General features: G+C 71.4%; 20 protein-coding genes and 1 pseudogene. 8 read left to right on the forward strand and 13 right to left on the reverse strand.

Annotated elements, in window-relative coordinates; all coding sequences use genetic code 11:
* Window positions 1–114: pseudogene (locus tag VE614_RS09655) on the reverse strand (transcriptional regulator); the annotation flags it as partial.
* 129 nt (window positions 115–243) lie between these two features.
* Between VE614_RS09655 and VE614_RS09660 the strand changes: the two are divergent.
* The 3 genes from VE614_RS09660 (at window position 244) to VE614_RS09670 (ending at window position 3,189) form a co-directional block, all read left to right on the forward strand.
* On the forward strand, window positions 244–699 hold the full coding sequence (locus VE614_RS09660; protein ID WP_324934730.1) for an ATP-binding protein: 456 nt from the start codon (window positions 244–246) through the stop codon (window positions 697–699).
* 103 nt (window positions 700–802) lie between these two features.
* The gene (locus VE614_RS09665; RefSeq protein WP_324934732.1) at window positions 803–1,771 is read left to right on the forward strand and encodes an arabinan endo-1,5-alpha-L-arabinosidase; all 969 of its coding nucleotides are present in this window, start codon (window positions 803–805) and stop codon (window positions 1,769–1,771) included.
* Window positions 1,753–3,189 (forward strand): family 43 glycosylhydrolase, encoded by a 1,437-nt coding sequence (locus VE614_RS09670; protein ID WP_324934733.1) that lies wholly within the window; start codon window positions 1,753–1,755, stop codon window positions 3,187–3,189. The genes VE614_RS09665 and VE614_RS09670 overlap by 19 nt, the downstream gene beginning before the upstream one ends.
* Before the next feature lie 15 nt (window positions 3,190–3,204).
* Here VE614_RS09670 and VE614_RS09675 read toward each other — a convergent pair whose 3' ends face one another.
* From VE614_RS09675 to VE614_RS09710, 8 genes are all read right to left on the reverse strand, one after another.
* Window positions 3,205–4,788: a histidinol-phosphate transaminase gene (locus VE614_RS09675; protein WP_324934735.1), complete on the reverse strand. Its 1,584-nt coding sequence runs from the start codon at window positions 4,786–4,788 to the stop codon at window positions 3,205–3,207.
* A 102-nt stretch (window positions 4,789–4,890) separates the two neighbouring features.
* Complete coding sequence (locus VE614_RS09680; protein WP_324934737.1) at window positions 4,891–6,036, reverse strand: aldose epimerase family protein; 1,146 nt, start codon at window positions 6,034–6,036, stop codon at window positions 4,891–4,893.
* A gap of 61 nt (window positions 6,037–6,097) precedes the next feature.
* Window positions 6,098–7,342 carry a multiple monosaccharide ABC transporter permease gene (gene mmsB, locus VE614_RS09685; protein ID WP_324934738.1) on the reverse strand — a complete coding sequence of 415 codons (1,245 nt, stop codon included), beginning with the start codon at window positions 7,340–7,342 and terminating at the stop codon, window positions 6,098–6,100.
* A complete protein-coding gene (gene mmsA / locus VE614_RS09690) occupies window positions 7,339–8,889 on the reverse strand; it encodes a multiple monosaccharide ABC transporter ATP-binding protein (protein ID WP_324934740.1) in 1,551 nt (516 codons plus the stop codon). The genes mmsB and mmsA overlap by 4 nt, the downstream gene beginning before the upstream one ends.
* A 33-nt stretch (window positions 8,890–8,922) precedes the next feature.
* Complete coding sequence (gene chvE, locus VE614_RS09695; RefSeq protein ID WP_324934742.1) at window positions 8,923–10,035, reverse strand: multiple monosaccharide ABC transporter substrate-binding protein; 1,113 nt, start codon at window positions 10,033–10,035, stop codon at window positions 8,923–8,925.
* 93 nt (window positions 10,036–10,128) lie between these two features.
* Window positions 10,129–11,097, reverse strand: coding sequence for a hypothetical protein (locus tag VE614_RS09700; protein ID WP_324934744.1), 969 nt, complete (start codon window positions 11,095–11,097; stop codon window positions 10,129–10,131).
* 121 nt (window positions 11,098–11,218) lie between these two features.
* The gene (locus tag VE614_RS09705; protein WP_324934746.1) at window positions 11,219–12,223 is read right to left on the reverse strand and encodes a zinc-dependent alcohol dehydrogenase; all 1,005 of its coding nucleotides are present in this window, start codon (window positions 12,221–12,223) and stop codon (window positions 11,219–11,221) included.
* A complete protein-coding gene (locus tag VE614_RS09710) occupies window positions 12,220–13,383 on the reverse strand; it encodes a mandelate racemase/muconate lactonizing enzyme family protein (protein WP_324934747.1) in 1,164 nt (387 codons plus the stop codon). The genes VE614_RS09705 and VE614_RS09710 overlap by 4 nt, the downstream gene beginning before the upstream one ends.
* A gap of 279 nt (window positions 13,384–13,662) precedes the next feature.
* Here VE614_RS09710 and VE614_RS09715 point away from each other — a divergent pair, with 279 nt between their 5' ends.
* The gene (locus VE614_RS09715) at window positions 13,663–14,985 is read left to right on the forward strand and encodes an SCO2400 family protein (RefSeq protein ID WP_324934749.1); all 1,323 of its coding nucleotides are present in this window, start codon (window positions 13,663–13,665) and stop codon (window positions 14,983–14,985) included.
* Between the two features lie 12 nt (window positions 14,986–14,997).
* Here VE614_RS09715 and VE614_RS09720 read toward each other — a convergent pair whose 3' ends face one another.
* Window positions 14,998–15,477 carry a MarR family winged helix-turn-helix transcriptional regulator gene (locus tag VE614_RS09720; RefSeq protein ID WP_324934751.1) on the reverse strand — a complete coding sequence of 160 codons (480 nt, stop codon included), beginning with the start codon at window positions 15,475–15,477 and terminating at the stop codon, window positions 14,998–15,000.
* 106 nt (window positions 15,478–15,583) lie between these two features.
* On the opposite strand from VE614_RS09720, the gene VE614_RS09725 reads away from it, so the two are divergent.
* Together VE614_RS09725 and VE614_RS09730 are read left to right on the forward strand one after the other, a co-directional pair.
* Complete coding sequence (locus VE614_RS09725) at window positions 15,584–16,606, forward strand: NADP-dependent oxidoreductase (protein ID WP_324934753.1); 1,023 nt, start codon at window positions 15,584–15,586, stop codon at window positions 16,604–16,606.
* Window positions 16,607–16,712: 106 nt separating this feature from the next.
* Window positions 16,713–17,132: an organic hydroperoxide resistance protein gene (locus tag VE614_RS09730; RefSeq protein WP_324934755.1), complete on the forward strand. Its 420-nt coding sequence runs from the start codon at window positions 16,713–16,715 to the stop codon at window positions 17,130–17,132.
* Between the two features lie 111 nt (window positions 17,133–17,243).
* On the opposite strand, the gene VE614_RS09735 is transcribed toward VE614_RS09730, so the two are convergent.
* On the reverse strand, window positions 17,244–18,404 hold the full coding sequence (locus VE614_RS09735; RefSeq protein WP_324934757.1) for a serine hydrolase domain-containing protein: 1,161 nt from the start codon (window positions 18,402–18,404) through the stop codon (window positions 17,244–17,246).
* The gene (locus VE614_RS09740) at window positions 18,401–20,953 is read right to left on the reverse strand and encodes a M14 family zinc carboxypeptidase (protein WP_324934759.1); all 2,553 of its coding nucleotides are present in this window, start codon (window positions 20,951–20,953) and stop codon (window positions 18,401–18,403) included. The genes VE614_RS09735 and VE614_RS09740 overlap by 4 nt, the downstream gene beginning before the upstream one ends.
* 119 nt (window positions 20,954–21,072) lie before the next feature.
* Between VE614_RS09740 and VE614_RS09745 the strand changes: the two genes are divergently transcribed.
* A complete protein-coding gene (locus tag VE614_RS09745) occupies window positions 21,073–21,864 on the forward strand; it encodes an EI24 domain-containing protein (RefSeq protein WP_324934761.1) in 792 nt (263 codons plus the stop codon).
* Window positions 21,861–22,475: a LysE family translocator gene (locus VE614_RS09750; RefSeq protein ID WP_324934763.1), complete on the forward strand. Its 615-nt coding sequence runs from the start codon at window positions 21,861–21,863 to the stop codon at window positions 22,473–22,475. Before VE614_RS09745 ends, VE614_RS09750 begins: the two co-directional genes overlap by 4 nt.
* Here the strand turns inward: VE614_RS09750 and VE614_RS09755 are convergent.
* Window positions 22,447–23,736: a pyroglutamyl peptidase gene (locus VE614_RS09755; RefSeq protein ID WP_324935092.1), complete on the reverse strand. Its 1,290-nt coding sequence runs from the start codon at window positions 23,734–23,736 to the stop codon at window positions 22,447–22,449. The genes VE614_RS09750 and VE614_RS09755 overlap by 29 nt on opposite strands.
* Between the last annotated feature and the right edge of the window lie 93 nt (window positions 23,737–23,829).

A 23,829-nucleotide genomic window follows, 5' to 3' on the forward strand; every position in this document is an offset into this window, starting at 1 on the left:
CTCCCTGCTCAACCCCGCGTGCTCCCGCAGGGCCTGGACCATCGCCCCGAACGTCCGCATGCTGTCCGACGACTCGGGCTCGCCGCCCGTCCCCACCGCGACCTCGACCACCATCGGCCACACCTCCCGCGCCCATGGTCACGGGCAGTCACCGGTACTGTCCAGCACGTGACCGCGTACGCTGCTCCGGCGTACGCGGTGCATGCCTGGTGAACAGGGCTCCGCGGAGGTCACATTGGCCCCATGACCGCACCCTCCACCCCCCGTCGGCCGATTACCGTACGTATGTTCACTCAGCGCCTGAGCGCCACTCCGCGAGGCGCCCGCCTGGCGCGCCACCTCGCCGTGGGCCAGCTCGCCGCCTGGGGCGTCCCGTACGACACCGACGCGTCGGACACCGTCGCGGCCGTCGTCGCCGAGCTGGCCGCGAACGCCGTCACCCACGGCCGGGTGCCGGGCCGGGACTTCGAACTGCGGCTCTCGCTCGTGCCCGGCACTGTCCGGATCGAGGTCACCGACACACGCTCCGCGTCCCGCCCGCCCGGACCCGGTGACGTACGGCCGCCGCGCCCCCTCGCCGAGACCGGGCGGGGGCTGCCGCTCGTCGACGCGCTGGCCGACCGGTGGGAGGTGCTGGACCGCGTGCCGGGCAAGACCGTGCGGGCGGAGGTCGATCTCCCGGGTTGGATTTCTGTGTGAACCGTTGACGCGGAAACAGTTCGATTCTACGTTCCCGTTCGCAGTGGCGATCGATGTTCGAAACTCCGAACGTACGCGAAAAGCAGAACGGGAGCACCCCCACATGAGCCGCACCCGCGCCACCCTCCTCGCCCTCCCCGCAGCCGCCCTCCTCGCCTTGGTCCCCACCACGGCGTCGGCGTATCCCAACCCGGGGACCGTCACCGGCTCCACCGTCGTCCACGACCCGACGATGATCCGCACCTCGTCCGGCCAGTACCTGCTCTACGCCACCGGCGGTGGCCTCGCCAACAAGACGTCCGCCAACCGCATCGCCTTCAGCGCCGGCGCCGACGCCTTCTCCGCCAAGCCCGGCTGGTGGTCGACGTACTCCTCCGTGCCGGAGGCCTGGGCGCCCGACATCTCGTACCAGGGCGGCAAGTACCTGATGTACTACTCCGTCTCGAAGTTCGGCTCCAACACCTCCGCCATCGGCCTCGCCACCTCCAGCACCGGGCAGCCGGGCAGCTGGGCGGATCAGGGCATCGTCTACACCTCCGGCTCCGCCAGCGACTACAACGCCATCGACCCCAACCTCTTCGTCGACAGCGACGGCAAGTGGTGGCTTTCCTTCGGCAGCTGGTGGACCGGGATCAAGATGATCCAGCTCAACCCCAGCACCGGAAAGCAGCTCTCCACCAACACCACCCGCTACTCGCTCGCCTCCCGGCCCACCGGCACCAAGGCGGTCGAGGCGCCGTTCATCGTCAAGCGGAACGGCTACTACTACCTCTTCGCCTCGTACGACACCTGCTGCGCCGGAACCAGCTCCACCTACAAGGTCAAGGTCGGCCGGGCGTCCTCCGTCACCGGTCCCTACCTCGACAAGAACGGCGTCTCGATGATGAACAACGGCGGGACGCCGGTCCTCGAATCGCACGGCAGCGTCATCGGCCCCGGCGGCCAGTCGATCATGAAAGACGCCGACGGCGACCTGATCGTCTACCACTACTACGACGGCAACGCGAACGGCACCCCCAAGCTCGGCGTCAACCTTCTGAACTGGAGCAGCGGATGGCCCGTCGCCTACTGACCCTGCTGGCCGCGCTGGTCTGCGTCCTCGCCCTGGGACAGACCCCCGCCGGTGCCGCCTCGTTCGCCAACCCCGTGAAGTCGGTGAAGGGCGCCGACCCCTGGATCTCGTACCACGACGGCAACTACTACCTGATCACCACCAGCTGGACGGACGTCATCACGATCCGCAAGTCCGCCACCCTCGCCGGGCTCGCCACCGCGCCCGGCGTGCAGGTGTGGAAGGGCGACGCGGCCTCCCGGTGCTGCAACATCTGGGCGCCGGAGCTGCACTACGTCAACGGGCGCTGGTACCTGTACTACACCGCCGGGCAGAACGTCACCGACTACAACCCGACCCAGCGCAGCCACGTCCTGGAGAGCGCCGGGCCCGACCCGATGGGCCCGTACACCTACAAGGGGCAGCTCAACAGCGCGTGGATGCTGGACGCGAGCCTGCTGAACGTGGGCGGCCGGCTGTACATGCTGGGCAGCGCGATCACCGGCGGCACCCAGAACCTCGTCATCGCGCCGATGTCCGACCCGTACACCGTCAGCGGCCCGTTCTCGACCATCTCCAGGGCGACGTACGACTGGGAGCGGCAGGGCGGCACCGTCAACGAGGGCCCGGAGGTGCTGCAACGCGGCGGGCGGACCTTCCTGATCTACTCCGCCAGCGGCTGCTGGACCCCCGACTACAAGCTCGGCCAGCTGGAGCTGACCGGCTCCGATCCGCTGTCGGCGTCCTCCTGGACGAAGAAATCCACCCCCGTCTTCCAGCGCAGCGACGCGAACGGGGTGTACGGGCCCGGGCACAACGGTTTCTTCACCTCGCCGGACGGGCGCGAGAACTGGATCGTCTACCACGCCAACGACAGCGCGACCGAGGGCTGCGACAACGGGCGGACGACCCGGGCGCAGAAGTTCACCTGGAACGCCGACGGCACGCCGAACCTCGGAACGCCGGTGCGGCTGGGCGCGTCCCTCGCCGGGCCCTCGGGCGAGCCGTCCACCGCCTCCACCGCCTACACCCTCACCAACCGCAACAGCGGCAAGTGCCTGGAGGTCGCCGGAGGCTCCACCGCCGACGGGGCCGACGTGCGGCAGTACACCTGCAACGGCGGCAGCAACCAGCGCTGGCGGCTGGAGGACCTGGGCGACGACACCCACCGGCTCGTCAACGTCGCCACCGGCAAGGTGCTCGACACCCAGGACTGCTCCACCGCCGACGGGGCCGATCTGCGCCAGTGGTCCTGGCTGGACAACACCTGCCAGCGTTTCCGCTTCCTGGCCACCGACGGCGGACACGTCCGGATCACGGGCCAGGCCACCGGCAAGGTCGCCGACGTCGCGAACTGCTCCACCGCGGACGGGGCGGACGTACGCCAGTGGACCTGGCTGAACAACGCCTGCCAGCAGTGGAGGCTGAACCCCGTGTAGGGGCGCCGCCGGTCGTCAGACCGCGTTCGACCAGCCTGGGGCGGGCCAGCCCGTGGCCGGGGCCGGGGTCAGACCGTCGGTGCCGCGAACCTGGGCGGCGGTGAGGCCGCCACGGGCGGGGACGCCGGGCGGAGTGGGGCCGGCGGCGACGGCCGCCGCCGGGGCGGGCGCCGGGACCGGGATCGGCGGCGGCGCCGGAACCGGGGGCGGCGCCGGAACCGGGGGCGGCGCGGGGACCGGGGGCGGGGCGGGCATGGGCACCGGCTGGGGGACCGCGGGCGGCTGCGGCTGCGGCTGCGGCTGGGGCTGGGGCTGGGGCGGGATCTGGGCCGGTGGCAGCGGTACGCCCGGCCCGGCGTTCAGCCCCGCGGTCAGGCCCTGCATCCCCGCCCCGTTGGTCGCGCCGACCAGCCGGTCCACCGCCGCCGTGCCCGAGCTGTAGCTGGTCCCGTTGCCCAGCTCGGGCACGGCGGCTTCCCTCCTGGTCCCGTAGAGCACCTGTTCCAGGCCGGACACCAGGCGACGCACGTCGACCTGGGGGCGCACCACGAGCCGCAGGAAGCGGCTGGACGAACCGATCTTGTTGCCGCACTCGCGGACCAGGATCCGGTGCTCGGTGAGCAGCCGGTCCCGGACCACCGTCCCCTCCGCGCCGACGGGGAGGCGCACGAAGAGGAAGTTGCCCTGGGAGGGGTACACCGTCAGCCCGGGGAGGGCCGACAGCCGGCTGGACATCTCCAGGCGGTCGCGGCGAACCTGCTGGAGGCTGCGCGCGTACTCCGCGCCGTGCTCGCGCAGCATGAACACCACGTGCTCCGCGAACGAGTTGATGTTCCACTTCGGCAGCATGGCGCGGACCTTGCCGGCGAGCGCCGGGTTGGCGACCAGATAGCCGAACCGTATGCCGTGCAGGCCGAAGTTCTTGCCGAGGCTGCGCAGCACGATCACGTTGGGGCGCAGCATCGCCTCCTGGACCACGCTGGGCTCGCTCTCGGCGTCGCAGAACTCCAGGAAGGACTCGTCGACGACGACCAGGTCCCGGTCGGCCATCGCGTCCAGGAACTGCGTGACCGCGTGCCGGTGCAGGTAGCCGCCGTCCGGGTTGTTCGGGTTGCACAGGACGACGGCCCGCGTGCCGCGCGTGCGGACGAAGTCCGCGTACCGCGCGAGGTCGAGGGCGAAGCCGGCGGATTCCTGGAGCGGGAACATGTCGACCCGCTTGCCGGTCTCCATGGGCTGGTCGGTCCAGCGGCCGAAGGTGGGGACGGGGACGGCCAGGGACTCCCGGACGAGCAGGTGGTCGATCCAGGTGATCAGCTCCGTGGAGCCGTTGCCCATGGCCACGCACTGCGGCGGGAGCTGGAGCAGGTCGCACAGTTCGGCGGTGATGGCGTCGGCGCCGCTCGGGTAGTACGTGAGGATGTCCCGGAGCCTGGCCGCCATGTCGTCGAACATCGCCGGGGTGGGGAAGTAGGGGTTGCAGGGGATGCAGAAGTCCACCGGCCCGGCCCCGTCATCGCCGCCCTGCCGCGTCAGCGCCGCCATCGACGGGCTGTGCGCGGCACCGCCGCGGAACAGCGAGGTGACGTTGTCAGGCAAGGGAACCTCCGGCTCAGGGTGGCCCGCGCGGGGGAGCACGGGCCGCCCTTACATACGGAGGCCTGGCGGGGGTCGTTCAACCCCTGTGAGGAAACGGTGCGTTCACGCGCTGAACGAGTGCACCGTCGTCGAGCGGTATGTCTGCCCCGGGCGCAGCACCGTCGACGGGAACGACGGCTGGTTGGGCGAGTCCGGGAAGTGCTGGGTCTCCAGGCAGAGCGCGTCGCCCTGGCGGTAGATCCGGCCGCCGCCGCCGACGAGGGTGCCGTCGAGGAAGTTGCCGGAGTAGAACTGCAGGCCCGGCTCGGTCGTCGCGATCCTCATGGTGCGGCCGGAGCGCGGGTCGCGCAGGGTGGCGATGTGCTCCGGGCGCGCGGTGACGCCCTTGTCCAGTACCCAGTTGTGGTCGATGCCCTTGCCGTACAGCAGCTGCTGATGGGCGTCCCGGATGTCCTCGCCGACGGTCTTGGCGCGGCGGAAGTCGAAGGGTGTGCCCGCCACCTTCGCCAGCTCGCCCGTGGGGATCAGGCCCGCGTCGACCGGCGTGTAGCGGGAGGCGGCGATGGACAGCTCGTGGTCGTAGACGGTGCCGCTGCCCTCGCCGGCCAGGTTGAAGTAGACGTGGCTGGTGAGGTTGCAGACGGTCGGCTTGTCGGTGGTGGCCTCGTAGTCGATCCGCCAGTCGCCGGCGCGGGTGAGGGTGTACGTCACCTTGGTCTTCAGGGTGCCGGGGTAGCCCATCTCCCCGTCGGCGCTGGTGTAGTACAGGCGCAGGCCGACGTCGGAGCCGCGGGTGAAGGGCTCGATGTCCCACACCCGCTTGTCGAAGCCCTGCGCGCCGCCGTGCAGGCTGTTCTCGCCGTCGTTGACGGAGAGCTGGTACGCCTTGCCATCGAGGGTGAAGCGGCCCCCCGCGACGCGGTTGCCGTAGCGGCCGATCAGCGCGCCGAAGTAGGGGCTCTTCGCGACGTAGTCCTCGACGTTGTCGAAGCCCAGCGACACGTTCGCGTACCGGCCGCGGCGGTCCGGCAGCTCCAGGGACTGGACGATGCCGCCGTAGGAGAGGACCTTCAGCCGCGTGCCGCCGTTCTCCAGCGACCAGCGGTACACCTTGGTGCCGTCGGCGAGCTCGCCGAAGAGTTCCTTCACCGGCTTTCCGCCTCCCGTGGCGTGGGCGGTGCCGCTCAGCGCGGCGGTGACACCGGCGGCGGCCGCCCCGGCGATGACGGTACGTCTGCTCATGTCCATGTGCATAGTGCGGCTCCCGCATAAGGAGGGGGCCCCGCCGTCCGGCGGGGCCCCGGCTGACTCACGAACCGGACTTGCGCTTGTTCCACACGTCGAACCCGACCGCGGCCAGCAGGGCGAGGCCCTTGATGACCTGCTGCCAGTCGGTGCCGACGCTGAGGAGGTTCATGCCGTTGTTGAGCACGCCGAGGACGAGCCCGCCGATGATCGCGCCGAGCACGGTGCCGACACCGCCGCTCATGGACGCGCCGCCGATGAACGCCGAGGCGATCGCCTCGAGTTCGTAGTTCAGGCCCGCCTTCGGGGACGCCGCGTTCAGCCGGGCGGCGATCGCCAGACCGGCCAGGGCCGCGAGCACGCCCATGTTCAGGAAGACCAGGAAGGTGACCTTCTTGTCCTTCACCCCGGACAGCTTCGCCGCCGGCAGGTTGCCGCCGATCGCGTAGATGTGCCGGCCGAAGATCGAGTTGCGCATGAGGTAGCCGTAGCCGACCACCAGCGCGCCCAGGATCAGCAGGACGATCGGCGCGCCCTTGTAGCTGGCGAGCAGCAGGGTGACCGTGAGCAGCGCGGCGGCGATCGCGACCAGCTTCAGCAGGAAGAGGTTCAGCGGCACCACGTCCAGCGCGAATTCCTGCTGACGCTTGCGGTCACGCAGCTCCTGGAGGACCACGAAGGCGATCAGGACGAAGCCCAGCAGCAGCGTGATGTTGTGGTAGTTGGTCTCGGGGCCGACCTCCGGCAGGAAACCGTTGCCCATCTTCTGCAGGCCGTCCGGGAACGGGCCGAGGGTCTGCCCCTCCAGCAGGATCTCCGTGATGCCGCGGAAGACCAGCATGCCGGCGAGGGTGACGATGAACGAGGGTATGCCGAGATACGCGATGAAGAAGCCCTGCGCCGCGCCCGCGACCGCGCCGGCCAGCAGGCAGAGCACGACGGCGACCGGCCAGGCTATGTCGTGCTGCACGGTCAGTACGGCCGCGAACGCGCCCACGAACGCCGTCAGCGAGCCGACCGACAGGTCGATGTGGCCCGCGATGATGACGAGCATCATGCCGATCGCGAGGATCAGGATGTAGCTGTTCTGGAGCACCAGGTTGGAGACGTTGCGCGGCAGCAGCAGGTCGCCGTCGGTCCACACCGCGAACAGCGCCACGATCAGGCCGAGGGCGAGCAGCATGCCGTACTGGCGCATGTTGCGTCGCAGTCCGTCCAGCACCAGGTGGAGCAGGCCCCCGCCCGACGCCGATCCGGTGCCGCCCGGCGGCGCCGGGGCCGGGCTCTTGGCGGTCACATCCGTGCTCATCGGGTTACCTCTTTGTCCTTCGTCATCTGGCGCATCAGCGCTTCCTGCGAGGCCTCGGCCCGCGAGAACTCACCCGTCAGCCGCCCGGCGGCCATCGTGTAGATGCGGTCGCACATGCCGAGCAGTTCGGGCAGCTCGGAGGAGATGAAGACGACCGCCTTGCCCTCGGCGGCCAGCTTGTCGATGACCGTGTAGATCTCGTACTTGGCGCCGACGTCGATGCCGCGTGTCGGCTCGTCCAGGATCAGCACGTCCGGACCGGCGAAGATCCACTTGCTGAGGACGACCTTCTGCTGGTTGCCGCCGGACAGCTTGCCCACCGGCTCGAACACCGTGGGTGCCTTGATGTTCATCGACTTCCGGAACCGCTCGGCGACCTGGCGCTCCTCGTGCTCGTCGACGACGCCGCGCTTGGCGACCTTGCTCAGCGCCGTCAGCGAGATGTTCCGGTTGATGGTGTCGATCAGGTTGAGGCCGTAGTGCTTGCGGTCCTCCGTGACGTACGCGATGCCGTTGCGGACCGCCTCCGCCACCGTCTTCGTCCGGATCTCCCGGCCGTCCTTGAGGACGGTGCCGCCCGCGTAGCGGCCGTAGGTGCGGCCGAAGACGCTCATCGCCAGCTCGGTGCGGCCGGCGCCCATCAGGCCCGCGATGCCGACGATCTCCCCGCGCCGCACGTTGATCGACACATCGTCGACCACCTTGCGCTGCTGGTCGATCGGGTGGTGCACGGTCCAGCCCCGGATCTCCAGGGCGGGGGCCGTGCCCTCCTCCGGCCGGTGCGGGGTGCGCTCGGGGAAACGGTGGTCCAGGTCGCGGCCGACCATGCCGCTGATGATCCGGTCCTCGGTGGTGCCCGGGTCCTTCACGTCGAGCGTCTCGATCGACCGGCCGTCCCGGATGATCGTCACCGAGTCGGCGACCTTGCGGATCTCGTTCAGCTTGTGGGAGATGATGATCGAGGTGATGCCCTGGTTCTTCAGCTCCAGGATCAGATCGAGGAGTTTGTCGCTGTCCTCGTCGTTCAGGGCCGCCGTCGGCTCGTCGAGGATGAGCAGCTTCACCTTCTTGGACAGCGCCTTGGCGATCTCCACCAGCTGCTGCTTGCCCACGCCGATGTCGGTGACGCGGGTCTCCGGGTGGTCGGTCAGCCCGACCCGGCGCAGCAGCTCGGTGGCGTGCCGCAGGGTCTCGTTCCAGTTGATCAGCCCGCGGGTGGCGTGCTCGTTGCCGAGGAAGATGTTCTCCGCGATGGACAGGAACGGCACCAGCGCCAGCTCCTGGTGGATGATCACGATGCCGTGCTGCTCGCTCGCCCGGATGTCCTTGAACCGGCAGAGCTCCCCCTCGAAGAGGACCTCGCCCTCGTAACTGCCGTGCGGATGGACGCCGGAGAGCACCTTCATCAGGGTCGACTTGCCGGCGCCGTTCTCCCCGCAGATGGCGTGGACCTCGCCCTGCCGGACGGTCAGCGTGACGTCCGACAGCGCCTTGACGCCGGGAAAGGTCTTGACGATCGAGCGCATTTCCAGGACGGGTCCCGCCATGGTCGTGCCTTCCAATCACTAGGTTCCGGCGGGCTACTTGAGGTCGCTTTCCTTGATGTAGCCGGAGTCGACGACGGCCTTCTGGTAGTTGGCCTTGTCCACGGCGACCGGGTCGAGCAGGTAGGCGGGCACGACCTTGGCCCCGTTGTCGTAGGTCTTGGTGTCGTTGACCTCGGGCTTCTTGTCGTGCAGGAGCGCGTCGACCATGTTCGAGGCGACCTTGGCCAGCTCGCGGGTGTCCTTGTAGACGGTCATCGACTGCTCGTCGGCGATGATCGACTTCACCGAGGCGACCTCGGCGTCCTGCCCGGTGACGACGGGCAGCGGCTTGTTCTTGGAGCCGTAGCCGTCCGACTTGAGCGCCGACAGGATGCCGATGGAGATGCCGTCGTACGGCGAGAGCACCGCGTCGACCTTGTCGCTCTTGTACGACTTGGTGAGGATGTCGTCCATGCGGCGCTGCGCGGTGGCGCCGTCCCAGCGGAGCGTGGTGACCTGGGTCAGCTCCGTCTGGCCGGACCTCACGACCAGCTGCTTCTTGTCGATGTAGGGCCGCAGGACGTTCATCGCGCCCTGGAAGAAGTAGCGGGTGTTGTTGTCGTCGTTGGAGCCCGCGAACAGCTCGATGTTGAAGGGGCCCTTCTCGCTGCCGTCCTTCAGGCCGAGCTTCTCGACGATGTAGGTGCCCTGCAGCTCGCCGACCTTCTCGTTGTCGAAGGAGGCGTAGTAGTCGACGTCCGGCGAGCCGAGGATGAGACGGTCGTAGGAGATCACCGGGATGTCGGCGTCCTTGGCCTGCTGGAGGACGTTGTTCATCGACTTGTTGTCGATGGCGGCGACGATCAGGGCGTCCACACCCTGCGTGATCATGTTCTCGATCTGGGAGACCTGCTGGTCGGGGTCGTCCTCGCCGTAGACCAGCTTGGTCTTGTAGCCCTTGTCCTCCAGGTGCTGGACAACGTTGTTGCCGTCGGCGATCCAGCGCTCGGAGGACTTCGTCGGCATGGAGATGCCGACGGTGGCGTCGCCGCCGCTGCCCTTGCTCTCCTCGCTGCCGCCCTCGCTGTTCTGGCCGCAGGCGGTCAGGGCGAGGGCCAGGGAGGCGGCGGTGGCTGTTGCGGCGAGTGCGGCTCTGCGGTTGCGCATGTCATCTTCCTTGATGTCGGTGCACAGCGGGGTGGCGGATGTGTCGGATTCTGTTGGGCTCCGTCGCCTTCTGTGAAGAGGGAGTCCGAAAATTTATGAATGTGTTTCGAAGCGCTGGAGCTGCCCGGGCAGCCGCGAGCCCAGCGGAGCCATGTCCCCGTCGGCCCCGTGCCGCGCCAGCAGATCGAGCGCCAGCCGCCCGCGCCGCACCCGCTCCTTGGCGGTGGCCAGGGTGAGATCCCGCAGGTGGTGGCCGTACGGGTAGATGCCGGGGGTCTTCGACAGGCCGAACTTCAGATAGAGCGGCGCACCGCGCCGGATCAGCTCGGCGACCTCATACATCCGGACATAACCACCGAGATCGTCGGGCGCCTCGATGTACATGTCCATCGGCGCGCCGGACACCCGCCGGATCTCGGTGAGATGATCCAGCGTCAGGTCGCTGGGCACGTTGACCGAGTCGGCGCCCAGCCGCTCGTACACCGCGTACGAGGCCGGGTTGACGGGGCCGATCAGCGCCGAAACTTTCAGGGTGGTGTCGGCGGGGATGATCCCCGCCTCGCGCGCCCGGTGCAGCGTCCACAGCACGCCCTCGTCGGCCACGAGCAGGCACTTGACCCCCAGCTCGGTGGCGCGCACGGCGTCCTCGACACAGCCGGCGACCGCGTCGTGGCCACGGGCGCGCAGGCCGGCCCCGCGCGAGTCGGTGCGGGTGGAGCCGCCGATGTCCCAGGTGCCGCGCGGGCCGGTGAACAGGCACAGTTCGATGTCGCGCTCGGCGGTCGCCTCGACCATCTCGGTGATCTCGGCGTCGCTCAGCATCCACACGCCGCTGCCCTGGCTGATCCGGTGGATCGGCACATCGAGGCGCGAGGCCTCCTTGAGCACCACGGCCAGCGCTTCGGGACCCTCGCACGAGGGGATCTCGGTGCGCCAGCGGCCGCCGCCGGGGAAGGTGTGCGGCGAGGCGTCGGCGGGATCGAGGGCGGGCGCGCCCAGGCCGAGCGAGGCGAGCGCCTGCTCGCCGGGTCGACGGGCTGCCGGGGCGGAAGCGTCGGTCACAAGCTGTCCTTTGTGTTCGGTATGTCGGACGAAGTTCGCGGCTCAAGTGGGAGGTACGCCGGTACGGGGGCCGTCAGGTGGACCCCCGTACCGGCGTACGACTGGGAGGGTGCCGGAGGGGCTAGGGGCGCAGCAGCACCTTGCCCACCTTCGGGTCGCCGGCCCCCACCAACTCGATGGCCTGCGAGAACTCGGCGAGCGGCAGCTCGTGCGTGACCAGCGGCACCGGGTCCAGGAGCCCCGCCCCGAACACCCGCACCGCATGCGACCAGGCGTCCGGCGGCGCCCCGAAGACGGTGTGCACCTCCAGCTGCCGCACCACCAGATCGGTCGGGTCCAGACCGTCCGCGCCCGGCGCCGGGATGCCCGTCAGCACCAGCCGGCCACCGCGCCGCAGCAGGCCCGCCGAGAGCCGCGCCGCGTCCGCCGACCCGGCGGTCTCGATCACGACGTCGACGTCGTCCGGCAGTTCCTGGTCCTTGGTGCGGAAGTCGGTCGCCCCGAACCGCCGGGACAGCTCCTCACGGTCCCGCCGGGTGCCCACCACCAGCAGCTCGGCCGGCGAGGCGGCACGCAGGAACTGCACGGCGAACATGCCGAGCGTGCCCGTGCCGACCACCGCGACCCGCTCGCCCGGCCGCGCGTTCGCCTTCAGCGCGGCGGCGGCGACGCAGGCGGCCGGCTCCAGCAGGGCGGCGGCCGTCAGATCCGCGTCCTCGGGCAGGACGTGCAGCAGCCGGGCGGGGAGGGTGAGGGTGGCCGCCATCGCGCCGGGCTGGGTGAAGCCGGTCTCCTCGTACCCGTCCGTGCACAGCGTGGTCTCGCCCGCGTGGCAGCGGTGGCACACCTGGCAGTTGCGGAAGCCCTCACCCACGACCTTGCGGCCCACCAGGGACTCCGGGACCCCGGCGCCGACCGCCTCCACCGTCCCCGACCACTCGTGGCCCGGGGTCAGCGGATAACGGACGTACCCCTCGGGCCGGTTGCCCTGGTACACCTCCCGGTCGCTGCCGCAGATCCCCACGGCGTGCACCCGCACCAGCGCCTCCCCGGCCTCGGGGCGGCGCGGCGTGTGCTCCACCAGCCGGTGCCGGCCGGGGGAGTCGACGACGACGGCCGTGCTCACCTGGTGCCCTTCGGCTTGCGCTGCTCCCAGCCCTCGGCCCACAGGTCGAAGCGGGCCTGCTGCTGCGGGAACTCGGCGGCGGCGTCCACGTCCAGCTCGACACCGAGGCCGGGGGCGTCGGACAGGTGGAAGCAGCCGTCCTCCGGGTTCACCTGCGGGGCGCCCTTGACCACCTTCTTGATCTCCGCGTCGGCGAAGTCGTTGAAGTGCTCCAGGATCTTGAAGTTCGGGGAGGTGAATCCGACCTGGAGGGAGGCGGCGGTCAGGACGGACCCGCCCACGTTGTGCGGCGCCACCAGCATGTAGTGGGTCTCCGCGGTCGCCGCCAGCTTGCGGGTCTCCCAGATGCCGCCGATGTGGCCGACGTCCGGCTGGATGATGTCCACGGCCTGGCTGTCGAACAGCTCGCGGAACTCGATCCGGTCGTGGATCCGCTCACCCGTGGCGACCGGGATGTCGACCTTGGCGGCCACCTTCTCCAGCGCCTTCAGGTTCTCCGGCGGGCACGGCTCCTCCAGCCAGGCCGGCTTGAACGGCGCCAGCTCCTTGGCCAGCCGCACGGCGGTGGCGGGCGAGAACCGGCCGTGCATCTCCAGCATCAGCTCGGCGTCCGGGCCGATGGCGTCCCGGACGGCCTCGATCAGGGAGACGGCGTACAGGGTCTCCTGGTGGTCCAGCTCGAAGTGGCCGGTGCCGAAGGGGTCGATCTTCAGCGCCCGGTAGCCGCGCTCCATGACCCCCTGCGCGGCCTTGTGGTACGCCTCGGGCGTCCGCTCGGTCGTGTACCAGCCGTTGGCGTACGCCTTGACCTTGTCGGTCACCTTGCCGCCGAGCAGCTGCCACACCGGCACGCCCAGCGCCTTGCCCTTGATGTCCCAGCAGGCCATCTCGATGACGGCGATACCGGACATGACGATCTCGCCGGCCCGGCCGTAGTCGCCGTACTTCATCCTCTTCACGAGGTCCTCGACGGCGAACGGGTCCGAGCCGAGAATGTGGTTGACCTCGGCTTCCTTCAGATACCCGAGGAGGGCGTCGGTGTGTCCCAGCATCCGGGTCTCGCCGACTCCGGTGATGCCCTCGTCGGTGTGCACCTGGACGTACGTCAGATTGCGCCAAGGCGTTCCGACCACGTGTGTGCTGATTCCGGTGATGCGCACGGCAGTTGCCCCTCGTGTACGTTCGGCTCTGTTCGAAATTTCGTCACACGTTCGAAATGCTGGCGTGACAGTAAGGAGGGGGCGGCGGGGGTGTCAATGGGGCGGACCGATAACGGTTTCAGCACTTTCGAAAGCGGGCACCTGACGTCGCTTTCGGGTGATGGGGAAGGGATGCCTGAGGTGTCCTCGACCCGCCACGCCGGAAAGGCGCGTTCCGCACAGAACATTCACAGGGGTGACTAGGCAGGTTACCGACGCGGAACTTAATCTTCCCGCGTCATGGACTACTGCCACCCGTGCCGACGGCACCTGAACGGCGCCCTCGCCTGTCCGGGCTGCGGCACGCCGGCCGAACACCTCCCCGCGTACGCGGACGCGACGCGCGCCCACGAGGGCGCGCACCCGGGAGCGGCCTACCTGCCGGACGGCACCCACGCCCCCGGGGCACAAGCTGCCGGTCTCACGCCCGGCGCCTACGCGGCGGGCGGCGACCGTGCGGCGCACGGCGGTGCGGCGGCCCTCGGCGGGTACGCGGCGCCTGGCGGTTACGGGACGGCGCCTGGCGGTTACGGGGCGGCGGACGGCTACGCGGCACACGGCGGTGAACCGGGCCTTGACGGCCATGCGGCGCCTGCCGGTTACGCGGCGTCCGGCTTCGATCCGGCGCGCGGTGGCCATGCGGCGGCCGGTGGCCATGCGATGGCCGGTGGCCATGCCGCATCCGGCGGCTACGCCGCCTCCGGCTCGCATCCGGAGTCCGGCGGGTACGCGGCTTCCGTCGGCGACGCGGCGCCCGGCGGGCACGCCGCGCCCGGCCCCACCCCCGTGTCCCGCGGCGCATCGGCCCCCGGCGACGCACCCGAGCCCGGCGGTGAACCGGGACCTGGCGGCGAACACGAACCAGAAGGCGAACGCGAGCCCGGCCGCGAAGGCGAGCCCGGCAGTGCACGGGAACCCGGCGGCGAGCCCGAGTCCGGCGAGCGCGTCGGTCGCGTCGCCGGTCGGCGTGGCGGCGCGGCTCCGGACGACCAGGACGAGGCCCCGGGGCGTCGCGACCGCAGGGCGGAGGAGAGCCGCCGTGACCGGAAGGCCGCCGCCCACCGGCGGCGGCGCCGTCGGGCGCTGCTGATCGGCGCGGGTTTCGTGCTGGCCGCGGGCGGCCTCAGTCTCGCGGAACTCGGGATGGACGCCCCCGGCTCGGCCCCGGCCCCCGCCGCGGCGGGTGACGCCTCGGCGGACGGCGGCGCGTCGGAGGAGGCGGAGGGGGCGGAGGCGGCGGCCGACCCGCTCGCCGACCCGGCGGTGCCCGGCGGCACGGAAACCGGCGCGACGTCGGCGTCCCCGTCCGGCTCGGCCTCCCCGTCCCCCTCGGCGAGCAAGGAATCGGCCGAGCCGACGGACGAGGCGAGCCTCACCAAGGCGCCCCGGTCGGCGTCCGCCGACGCCCCGCAGGACGGCACGGCCCCCGCCACCGCGGAGGCCCCGCCGGCCGAGGAGCCGGCGCCCGCCCCCAGCCCGGACCCGACGACGTCGGCCCCGGCCCCGGACCCGGACCCCTCGCCGTCGGAGGCGTGCGACCGGTTCCTGTGGTGGTGCACCTGACGCCCCAATGCGTCACGCGGGTGGGGGCTCCGGCCCCGGCTCGGACTCCGGCTCCGGCCCCACCATCCGCCGCAGCAGATCCCGCAGCGCCAGCCGTTCCTCCTCGCTGAGCGCCGCCAGCGGCTCGCGGGCGAAGCGGAGCGAGTCGCGCAGACCGCGGGCGACCCGGCGCCCCTCGTCCGTCGCCGCGGCGACCTTGACGCGGCGGTCGGCGGGGTCGGGGCGGCGCTCGACCAGGCCGCGGGACTCCAGGCGGTCGACGATGCCGGTGACGTTGGACGGCTCGCACCGCAGTTTCCGGGCGAGCTTGCGCATGGGCAGCGGGCCGAGGGAGAGCAGGGCGAGGAGCTTGGCCTGGGCGCCGGTGAGGGCGTGCCCGGCGGCGGCCTCGTCGAACTCCTCGTGGTAGCGGGCCACGACCGCGCCGATCAGGTCGACGACCTCCAGGGTGAGGTCGTCGGGTCGGCTGGTCGGGCGGGAGGGAGCGGCCATGGCCTCCAGGGTACCGGCATTGCTTGACATCCTGAAATATGTAGGAGCATGGTTGTTTCAGGTACTGAAGCATTAGTGCTGAAGCTTTCCGAAAGGTTCAGGTTCCATGACCGACGCCCCCACGCTCCCCACCGTCAACCGTGAATGGCACCTGCTGAGCCGCCCGGTCGGCTGGCCCAAGCCCGAGGACTTCGCCCTGGTCGAGACGGAGATGCCGACCCCGCGCGAGGGCCAGGTGCTGGTCCGGAACCGGTACCTCTCCGTGGACCCGTACATGCGCGGCCGGATGAGCGCCGCCAAGTCGTACGTCGCTCCCTTCGAGCTGGGCAAGGTCATGCAGGGCGGCGCCGTGGGCGAGGTCGTCGCCTCCAACGCCGAGGGCTTCGAGGTCGGCGACCACGTGCTGCACTTCCTCGGCTGGCGCGAGTACGCGGCCGTGGGCGCCCAGCACGCCGTCAAGGTGGACCCGGACGCGGCGCCCCTGTCGACGTACCTCGGCGTCCTCGGCATGACCGGCCTGACCGCCTACGCCGGCCTGCTGCGCACCGCCTCCTTCAAGGAGGGCGACGTCGTCTTCGTGTCCGGCGCGGCCGGTGCCGTGGGCAGCCAGGTGGGCCAGATCGCCAAGCTCAAGGGCGCCTCCCGGGTGATCGGCTCCGCCGGGTCCGAGGAGAAGGTGAAGCTGCTGGTCGAGGAGTACGGCTTCGACGCCGCCTTCAACTACAAGGACGGCCCGGTGGGCGAGCAGCTGCGCGCGGCCGCCCCGGACGGCATCGACGTCTACTTCGACAACGTGGGCGGTGACCACCTGGAGGCCGCGATCGGGTCCCTCAACGAGGGTGGCCGGATCGCGATCTGCGGAATGATCTCCGTCTACAACAACACCGAGCCCGCCCCGGGCCCGAAGAACCTGGCCCGGCTGATCCAGACCCGCGGCCGGATCGAGGGCTTCCTGGTCGGTGACCACTACGACCTCCAGCCGCAGTTCGTCCAGGAGGTCGGCCCCTGGGTCGCCTCGGGCGCGCTGAAGTACCGCGAGACCGTCGTCGAGGGCATCGAGAACAACCTGGAGGCGTTCCTCGGCGTCCTGCGCGGCGACAACACCGGGAAGATGATCGTCAAGCTCTGACACCCGGTGGCTCTTCTGTCGCTTTCCGGTATGCGGTAACTTCTTTCCGGAAACCGTCGGCGATCGTGGGCGCGAGTCGCGGCGGACCGAGGAGGAAGACCACCGCATGTCCATTCAGCAGTCGGACGTCCTGTACACCGCCGTCGCCACCGCCGAGAACGGCCGCGACGGCCGGGTCGCCACCGACGACGGCAAGCTCGACGTCGTCGTCAACCCGCCCGTCGAGATGGGCGGCAGCGGCGCCGGCACCAACCCGGAGCAGCTGTTCGCCGCCGGTTACAGCGCCTGCTTCCAGGGCGCCCTGGGCGTCGTGGCGCGCCGGGAGAACGCCGACATCTCCGGTTCGACCGTCACCGCGAAGGTCGGCATCGGCAAGAACGACGACGGCTTCGGCCTGATCGTGGAGATCTCCGCGACCATCCCGAACGTCGACGCCGAGACGGCCGCGAGCCTGCTCAAGAAGGCCCACGAGGTCTGCCCGTACTCGAAGGCGACCCGCGGCGACATCACCGTGACGCTCGTCTGACGGCGCTCGTCGCGCACGGCGAAGGCCGCACCCTTGGACGTGGGGTGCGGCCTTCGTCATGCCCTGGGACGGACACGACCCGGGGGGCGTCTCGCCGAGGAGACACCCCCCCTACAGCGCCAGCGCCGCGGTGTGCACCGCCCGCACGAACCCCGCGTTCTCCGGCGCCGCCCCGCCCGGGAACGCGCTCCGGCGCCGCGTGTAGCCGTACGCCAGCCCGCTGCGCGGGTCGGCGAAGGCCTGCGCCCCGCCCGCGCCGCTGTGCCCGAAGGCCCCGGCGCCCAGGAACGGGTACCAGTTCTCGGCGGTCGCCTGGAAGCCCATCCCGAACGCCCGGTGCGCGCGGATCACCAGGTCGTAGCCCACCGAGTGGATCTGCCCCACCTCGGCGAGCGTGTCCGGCTTCAGCAGCGGCGGACGCCCGTCCACGGAGCTGATCGCCGCCGCGTACATCCCGGCCAGGCCGCGCGCCGAGGCGACCCCGCCCGCGGACGCCGGGCCCTTGGCCCGCACCAGCCGCGAGTTGGCGTGGTCCACCAGCTCACCGGCGTCCGGCACATGCGTGTTGAAGGCGATCGAGGTGAGCGTGTGCGGCCCCGTCGGCAGGCCGTCCAGCACCGCCCGCTGCTCGGGCGTCGGCGCCATCGGCTGCACGCTGCGGAAGCGGGGCTCCTCGGACTCCGGCAGCCCCAGGAAGAAGTCCAGCCCGTACGGGGCGCGCACCCGGTCCTCGTACAGCTCCTGGAGGGTGCGGCCGGTGGCCCGGCGCACGACCTCGCCGGTGAGCGCGCCGATCACCAGCGCGTGATAGCCGAAGGCGGTGCCCGGCCGCCAGAACGGCCGCTGGTCCGCCAGCCGTTCCGCGATCACGCGGTCGTCGGCCAGTTCCTCGTCGGTGAACCCGGCGTCCAGCCCGACCAGTCCCGCCCGGTGCGCCAGCAGGTCGCGCAGGGTCACCTCACCCTTGCCCTCCGCGCTGAACTCCGGCCAGTAGTAGGTCACCTTCCGGTCCGGCTCCAGTGTGCCGTCCTGCACCAGGAGGGCGGCGACCAGGTGCGCGGCGCCCTTGGTGCAGGAGAACACGCCGTACAGCGACTCGGCGGTGACCTCCGGTCCCGTCCACAGGTCGACGACCCGGCGGCCGTGCACATAGGCGCACAACTGTCCCTCGTAGTCCGGCCGTTCCCGCCGTTCCCGGGCGGCGAACGCGGCGAACTCCTCCCGTACGCCCTCGAAGCCGTCGGCGACCGTGCCGTGGATCTCCTGTGTCATCCGCTCTCCTCGACCTGCGTGCTTCCCATGGTCAACAATGCCCGACCGACTTGGGAGAATTCTCCCTTGGGGTGATCGCGGAAGAGGGGTTCCGTCCCGAAAAGCACCGCATCGGGTCCGCTGACCACCGAGGCCCGCCCGGCCGCGTCCGCCGGACCGCCGGTGCCGTCCGCCGCCGGGCGCCAGTGCCCGGACAGCAGCGGGTCTCCGGACGCGTACGACTGCTCGACGCGGACCCCGGCGCCGAGACCGGTGAACCACACCGGCGCGTAGACGAAGCCGTACGCGGGCGCGCGGGCGGTCAGCGGGCCGGAATTCACCACCCGCACCACCCCGTTGGCGTCCTCGTTGCCCCGCACCGCCGTCACGGGCAGCAGTCCGGCGTCCGCGTTCAGCTCCGCCCCCACGGCACCGCGCCCGACCAGGCCGTGCCCGTCGAGAAAGGCGTCCAGGGCCCGGCGCGCCTCTTCGTTCAGGGCGTCCCGGTCGAGCCCCGCCGACACGAACAGCACGTCCACCGCCGACCAGTCGAAGCCCGCGTTCAGCACGGCCGCCGAGACGGGAGCGACGTCGAAGCCCATCTCCCGCAGCGCGAACAGCTCACCCGGCGTGACGGCGGCGGCGACCCGGACCCGCTCCAGCGGGGCGGTGCCCCGGTCCGTCGTACGGTCGAAGGCCACGTCGTACGTCCGGGCCGCCTCGGCCGCCCGGCGGCGCGCGGAACCCGGCACGACGGCGCTGCCGTCGGCGGTCCGCCGCACCTCCACGCCCTGCCGCAGCAGGGAGTTCAGGGCGGCCAGCTCGCGCGGGTCGTCGAGGCGCAGGCGCAGGTCGCCGCGCGGCGCGACGGCGGCGACGGGTGCGGCGGCGCGCACCGGGCGCAGGACACCGTACGGCAGCCGCCCGTCGGTCACCGGCCGCACCGCGGCCCCCCACAGCCGCCCCAGGCTCCAGCCGGAGATGTCGTACATCACCGACACGTCGCCGCTGATGTCCCGCCCGTCCGCGAGCAGCGCGTTCGCCAGCCCGCGGCGGGGCTGGCGCATGTCGACGACGTACGCGCCCTTCGGATAGCCGGGCACCGCGTGCGCGACGCGGGTGACGCGGATCTCGTTGGCGAGCAGGTGGTCGACGAGACGGGCGGTGGCGGGGCCGCCCGGCGGGAGGACGTAGGCGCGCGGGAAGTCGGTGGTGTAGACGTCCTCCGGGCCGATCCCGGGGACGCCCGGCACGGTCCCGGCCGAGACCGGGACCTGCGCCGCGCCCGCCGCCCCGCGCCGGAACACCTCGATCTGGTCGGCGACCAGGGTGGCGCGGTGACGCCGCACATGGTCGAGGGTGGCGGTCATGGCGGCGTCCGCGACATCCGTGTTGATCGCCGCCCGGCGGCGCAGCTCCGCCTCCGGCAGGGTGTCGTACGAGGCGTTGTTGACCCGCAGCGGTATCTCCACCGTGTGCGCGGCGACCGCCCCGTGGAAGGCGGCGTACTGCGGGGTGAAGATGGGCGGCCAGTCGTCCCAGCCCTCCCGCTGGTCGCGGAAGGGTATCTGGGCGGGCTCCACGCCGTCCTCCCCGGGCGTGTAGCCGAGGCCGTTCACGGCGGCCTCCATGCCGAGGGCGTTGGCGTAGGTGTTCTTCAGGAACAGGTCGTACTCGTAGTTCTCGCCGTGCGGCGGGGTGGTCGGCTCGATCAGCGTGCCGTTGACATAGCCGTGCAGATCGACCATGACGGCCGGCTGCTTGGCGAGCATGATCTGCCGCATCGCCCGTGTCTCCGGCTGCGAGGCGGTGACGAAGTCCCGGTTCAGATCGAAGCCGTTGGCGTTGGCGCGGGTGCCCGCGATCCGGCCGTCGGGGTTGGCGGTGATGTTGAAGTAGAGACGGCTGTGCGCGAGCAGGTCCCGCGTCCTCGCGTCGTTCGCGGTCGCCAGCCGTTCGACGAGCCGCAGCGAGGCGTCGGTGCCCTCCCACTCGTTGCCGTGGATGTTGCCGTTGAAGAAGACCGGCGTCTTGTAGGCGGACTTGAGCCGGGGGTCCCGCGCGGCGAGCGCCGGTGCCCGCTCGATGAGGTCGCGCATCCGGTGCTGGGCGCGCGCCTCGGCCCGTGACTCGGGCGCGGTCACGGTGACCAGGTACAGCCGGTGGCCGCCCGCCGAACGGCCCGCGACCTCCACGCTCACCCGGTCGCCGAGGCGCTGGAGGGCGTTCAGCCGGCCGGCGATCGCGTGGTACGGGACGAGGCCGAGCTTCGAGGACTTGTCGGCCGGGTTCACGGGGTCGGGGGCGAGGGCCTGCTCGCGGGGGTAGCCGCGCGTGTCGCCCGCCGCGAGGACGGGCGTGGCCGCGAGCGCCCGGCGGGCCGCGCTCTGCGGGGACTCGGCGGCCCGGCGATCGTCGACGGCCGGGGAGTCCCGGGTCGCAGGGCCGGTCTCCGCGCCGGCGGTGCCGGGACGGGCCAGCAGCAGGGAACCGGCCGTGGTGAGGGTGAGGGCGAGGGCGACGGCGGTGGTCAGGACGGGTCTCGCAGGGGTGGTTCTCGTGGTGCGCACGCGTACCTCCTCCGGGCTTCCTGGGATGGGTACGGCGAGGTCTACCTGTTCGACTCAGACGTCACAAGAGGGATTTGGCGTCACCCGGGGCCACACCCACCACCCGATAGAGTTCGGCCATGCGCGATCTCGGGGTTGGCTTCCGCTATCTGATCAAGGGCCAGCGATGGGTGGCCCGGCACGGCGGGCAGTTCGGCTTCGGGCTGCTGCCCGGCCTGATCACCCTGGTGCTGTACGCCGCCGCGCTCACCGCGCTCGCGCTGTGGGGCGAGGACTTCGTCGCCTGGGCGACCCCGTTCGCGGACGACTGGTCCAGCCCCTGGCCCGGCCTGTTCCGCGGCCTGCTGACCGCCGTGCTCTTCGCGCTGTCGCTGCTGCTGGCCGTCATCACCTTCACCGCCGTCACCCTGCTGATCGGGCAGCCCTTCTACGAGAGCCTGTCGGAGTCGGTGGACCGGGACGTCTCCCCGGACGGCACCGCGCCCGAGTCGGACCTGCCGCTGTGGCGGGAGCTGTGGATCTCGGGGCGGGACAGCCTGCGGATCGTCGCCCGGGCCGCCGTGTGGGGCGTGCTGTTGTTCGCGCTCGGGTTCGTTCCGGTCGCCGGGCAGACGGCCGTGCCCGTGCTCGGCTTCTTCGTCACCGGCTTCTTCCTCACCGAGGAGCTGACCGCCGTCGCCCTCCAGCGGCGCGATGTCGCCCTGCGCGACCGCCTCGCCCTGCTCCGCTCCCGCAAAACCCTCATCTGGGGCTTCGGCACCCCCCTCGCCGTGGCCTTCCTGGTGCCCTTCGTGGCGGTCTTCCTGATGCCGGGAGCGGTCGCGGGCGCCACCCTGCTCGCCCGCGACCTGCGCGGGGAGGAGACCGTCGGGGACGCCACCGACCGGCAGCGGGAGGACGCCGCCTCGTGACCGAGACACTCGCCGTCGCCACCATCACCGTCCTCGCGGTGATCGCCCCCGGCGCCGACTTCGCCATGATCGTCCGCAACAGCTATCTGTACGGCCGCCGCACCGGTCTGCTGGGCGCCCTGGGCGTCGCCGCGGGCGTCCTGGTGCACGTCACCTACACCATGCTCGGCGTGGGCCTGCTGATCGCCTCGTCCACCGTCCTGTTCACGGTCATCAAACTGGCCGGCGCCGCCTACCTCGTGTACATCGGGGTCCGCACCTTCCGCGCCCGCGCCGACGTCCACGTCGACCTGGACCACAGGAGCGGGCTGACCGCGTTCGCCGCACTGCGCACCGGCTTCCTCACCAACGTCCTCAACCCCAAGACGACCCTGTTCGTCGTCTCGACCTTCGCCCAGGTCGTCAGCCCCGGTACGCCGGTCCACCAGCAGGTGGGCTACGGCCTGTTCATGTCCCTCGCCCACCTGCTGTGGTTCGCCGTCGTCGCCGTGTTCTTCTCGCAGGACCGGATGCGCACCCTGATGCTGCGCGCCCAGAAGGTCCTCAACAAGGTGATCGGCTCGGTGCTGGCCGGCCTCGGCGTCAGCCTCGCGTTCGCTCCGTCGCACTGACGGCCGCCGTCACGATCGCCCGCACCTGCGCGACGATGTCCAGCCGGTTGCGGACGAACTCCGGGTCCGTCACCTCGGTGGTGTTCCCGGCACCGAACTGGAGCACGGGCGTGTGCACATGGCCGCCCGGCAGGGTGCCGTGCAGCCCCAGCCGGTCCCGCAGCAGGGTGGCCCGGTAGGCGATCTCGTTGGACAGGTAGTTCCCGCCGCCCCCGGCCCGCGCCGCCGAGCCGGGGGTCGGCCCGTCCGGCCGTACGACGGGCTCGGTGCCTCCCGCCGGGATCTTGGTCACCGACGTGTTGTCGTAGACGGGGAAGCGGCCGGTGTCCGCCGCCACGATGTCCCGGTACGGCAGGGTCGTCGACGTCCACTGCGGCTGCGCGGCCGGGTCTTCGACCGGGACGGTCCCGGTGCGGCCGATGTTCTCGTTGTCGGGGAAGCCGCCCCGCCAGGCCCCGTTGGTGCGCTCGATGTCGAACCGGCCGACCCGGCCCTGGCTCACCGTCGCGAACAGGTCGGCCTTCGGCAGCCACGGCCGGAGCGTCCGCTCGACCGTCCCTTGCGTGAAGTCCCCCCAGCGCACCGGGAACACCGCGGTCTCCACCCGCGCCGGTCCGTCGGCCGTCTCGATCACCGTGCCGTCGAGGGCGAGCGCGGTGGCCCCGGACGGGTTGGAGATACGGATGTCCCGGTCGAGGGTGAACGGGTCGAACCCGGTGACGAGGACCCGCTTGACGCCCTTGACGCCCTTGACGCCCTTGACGCCCTTGACGTCCTCGCCGCCGGGCGGGAACCGGATGTCGGTCTGCCCGCGCGAGGTCCGCTCCAGGGCGTCCAGCAGCGCTGCCCGCCGCGCGTCCGGGAGTCCGAACGCGGGCTGCCACTCCCGTACCTCCCGGGTCATCCCCAGCCGCGCCCAGTACAGCGGCCGGTCGTCGTCCCGGCTGAGATCCCCGGCCGCCGGACCCCGGCCCTGTGCCCGGTCGACCGCCCGCCGCCACAGCGCCGTTCCCTCCCGGACGACGACGGCGCGGGCCCGCGCGTAGGAGCGGGCCGCGCCGAGCGCCTCGGCGAGCCGCGGCGCGGCGTCACCGAATCCCGAGCGGCGCAGGATCTCCCGCGGGACGGCGTGGTCCAACCGCTGTTCCTCGACCGTGACGGCGGTGGTGGCAGTGGGGGAGGCGGTGGCCGGCGAGGCGAGGCCGGTCGCGAGGGCCAGGCCGAGCAGAGCGGAGGTGCGCAGGCGTAGAGACAGGGATATCAAGGCCGTTCAGGTCCTTCCGTCGCCGTGCGGAGCGTGGTGCGGGACGGCGGAAGTCTCCCCGTGACACGCGGGGTCCACGCGGTCACTCCG

The organism is Streptomyces sp., from assembly GCF_035645055.1.
In the GTDB taxonomy this organism is placed as follows: Bacteria; Actinomycetota; Actinomycetes; order Streptomycetales; family Streptomycetaceae; genus Streptomyces.

What these genes read in the sequence shown, in the direction of transcription:
- mmsB (WP_324934738.1), bottom strand. Translation starts at nt 7,342, where the DNA reads ATGAGCACGGATGTGACCGCCAAGAGCCCGGCCCCGGCGCCGCCGGGC.
- VE614_RS09670 (WP_324934733.1), top strand. Translation starts at nt 1,753, where the DNA reads ATGGCCCGTCGCCTACTGACCCTGCTGGCCGCGCTGGTCTGCGTCCTC.
- VE614_RS09660 (WP_324934730.1), top strand. Translation starts at nt 244, where the DNA reads ATGACCGCACCCTCCACCCCCCGTCGGCCGATTACCGTACGTATGTTC.
- VE614_RS09665 (WP_324934732.1), top strand. Translation starts at nt 803, where the DNA reads ATGAGCCGCACCCGCGCCACCCTCCTCGCCCTCCCCGCAGCCGCCCTC.
- VE614_RS09745 (WP_324934761.1), top strand. Translation starts at nt 21,073, where the DNA reads ATGCGCGATCTCGGGGTTGGCTTCCGCTATCTGATCAAGGGCCAGCGA.
- VE614_RS09680 (WP_324934737.1), bottom strand. Translation starts at nt 6,036, where the DNA reads ATGGACATGAGCAGACGTACCGTCATCGCCGGGGCGGCCGCCGCCGGT.
- VE614_RS09715 (WP_324934749.1), top strand. Translation starts at nt 13,663, where the DNA reads ATGGACTACTGCCACCCGTGCCGACGGCACCTGAACGGCGCCCTCGCC.
- VE614_RS09720 (WP_324934751.1), bottom strand. Translation starts at nt 15,477, where the DNA reads ATGGCCGCTCCCTCCCGCCCGACCAGCCGACCCGACGACCTCACCCTG.
- chvE (WP_324934742.1), bottom strand. Translation starts at nt 10,035, where the DNA reads ATGCGCAACCGCAGAGCCGCACTCGCCGCAACAGCCACCGCCGCCTCC.
- VE614_RS09730 (WP_324934755.1), top strand. Translation starts at nt 16,713, where the DNA reads ATGTCCATTCAGCAGTCGGACGTCCTGTACACCGCCGTCGCCACCGCC.
- mmsA (WP_324934740.1), bottom strand. Translation starts at nt 8,889, where the DNA reads ATGGCGGGACCCGTCCTGGAAATGCGCTCGATCGTCAAGACCTTTCCC.
- VE614_RS09735 (WP_324934757.1), bottom strand. Translation starts at nt 18,404, where the DNA reads ATGACACAGGAGATCCACGGCACGGTCGCCGACGGCTTCGAGGGCGTA.
- VE614_RS09725 (WP_324934753.1), top strand. Translation starts at nt 15,584, where the DNA reads ATGACCGACGCCCCCACGCTCCCCACCGTCAACCGTGAATGGCACCTG.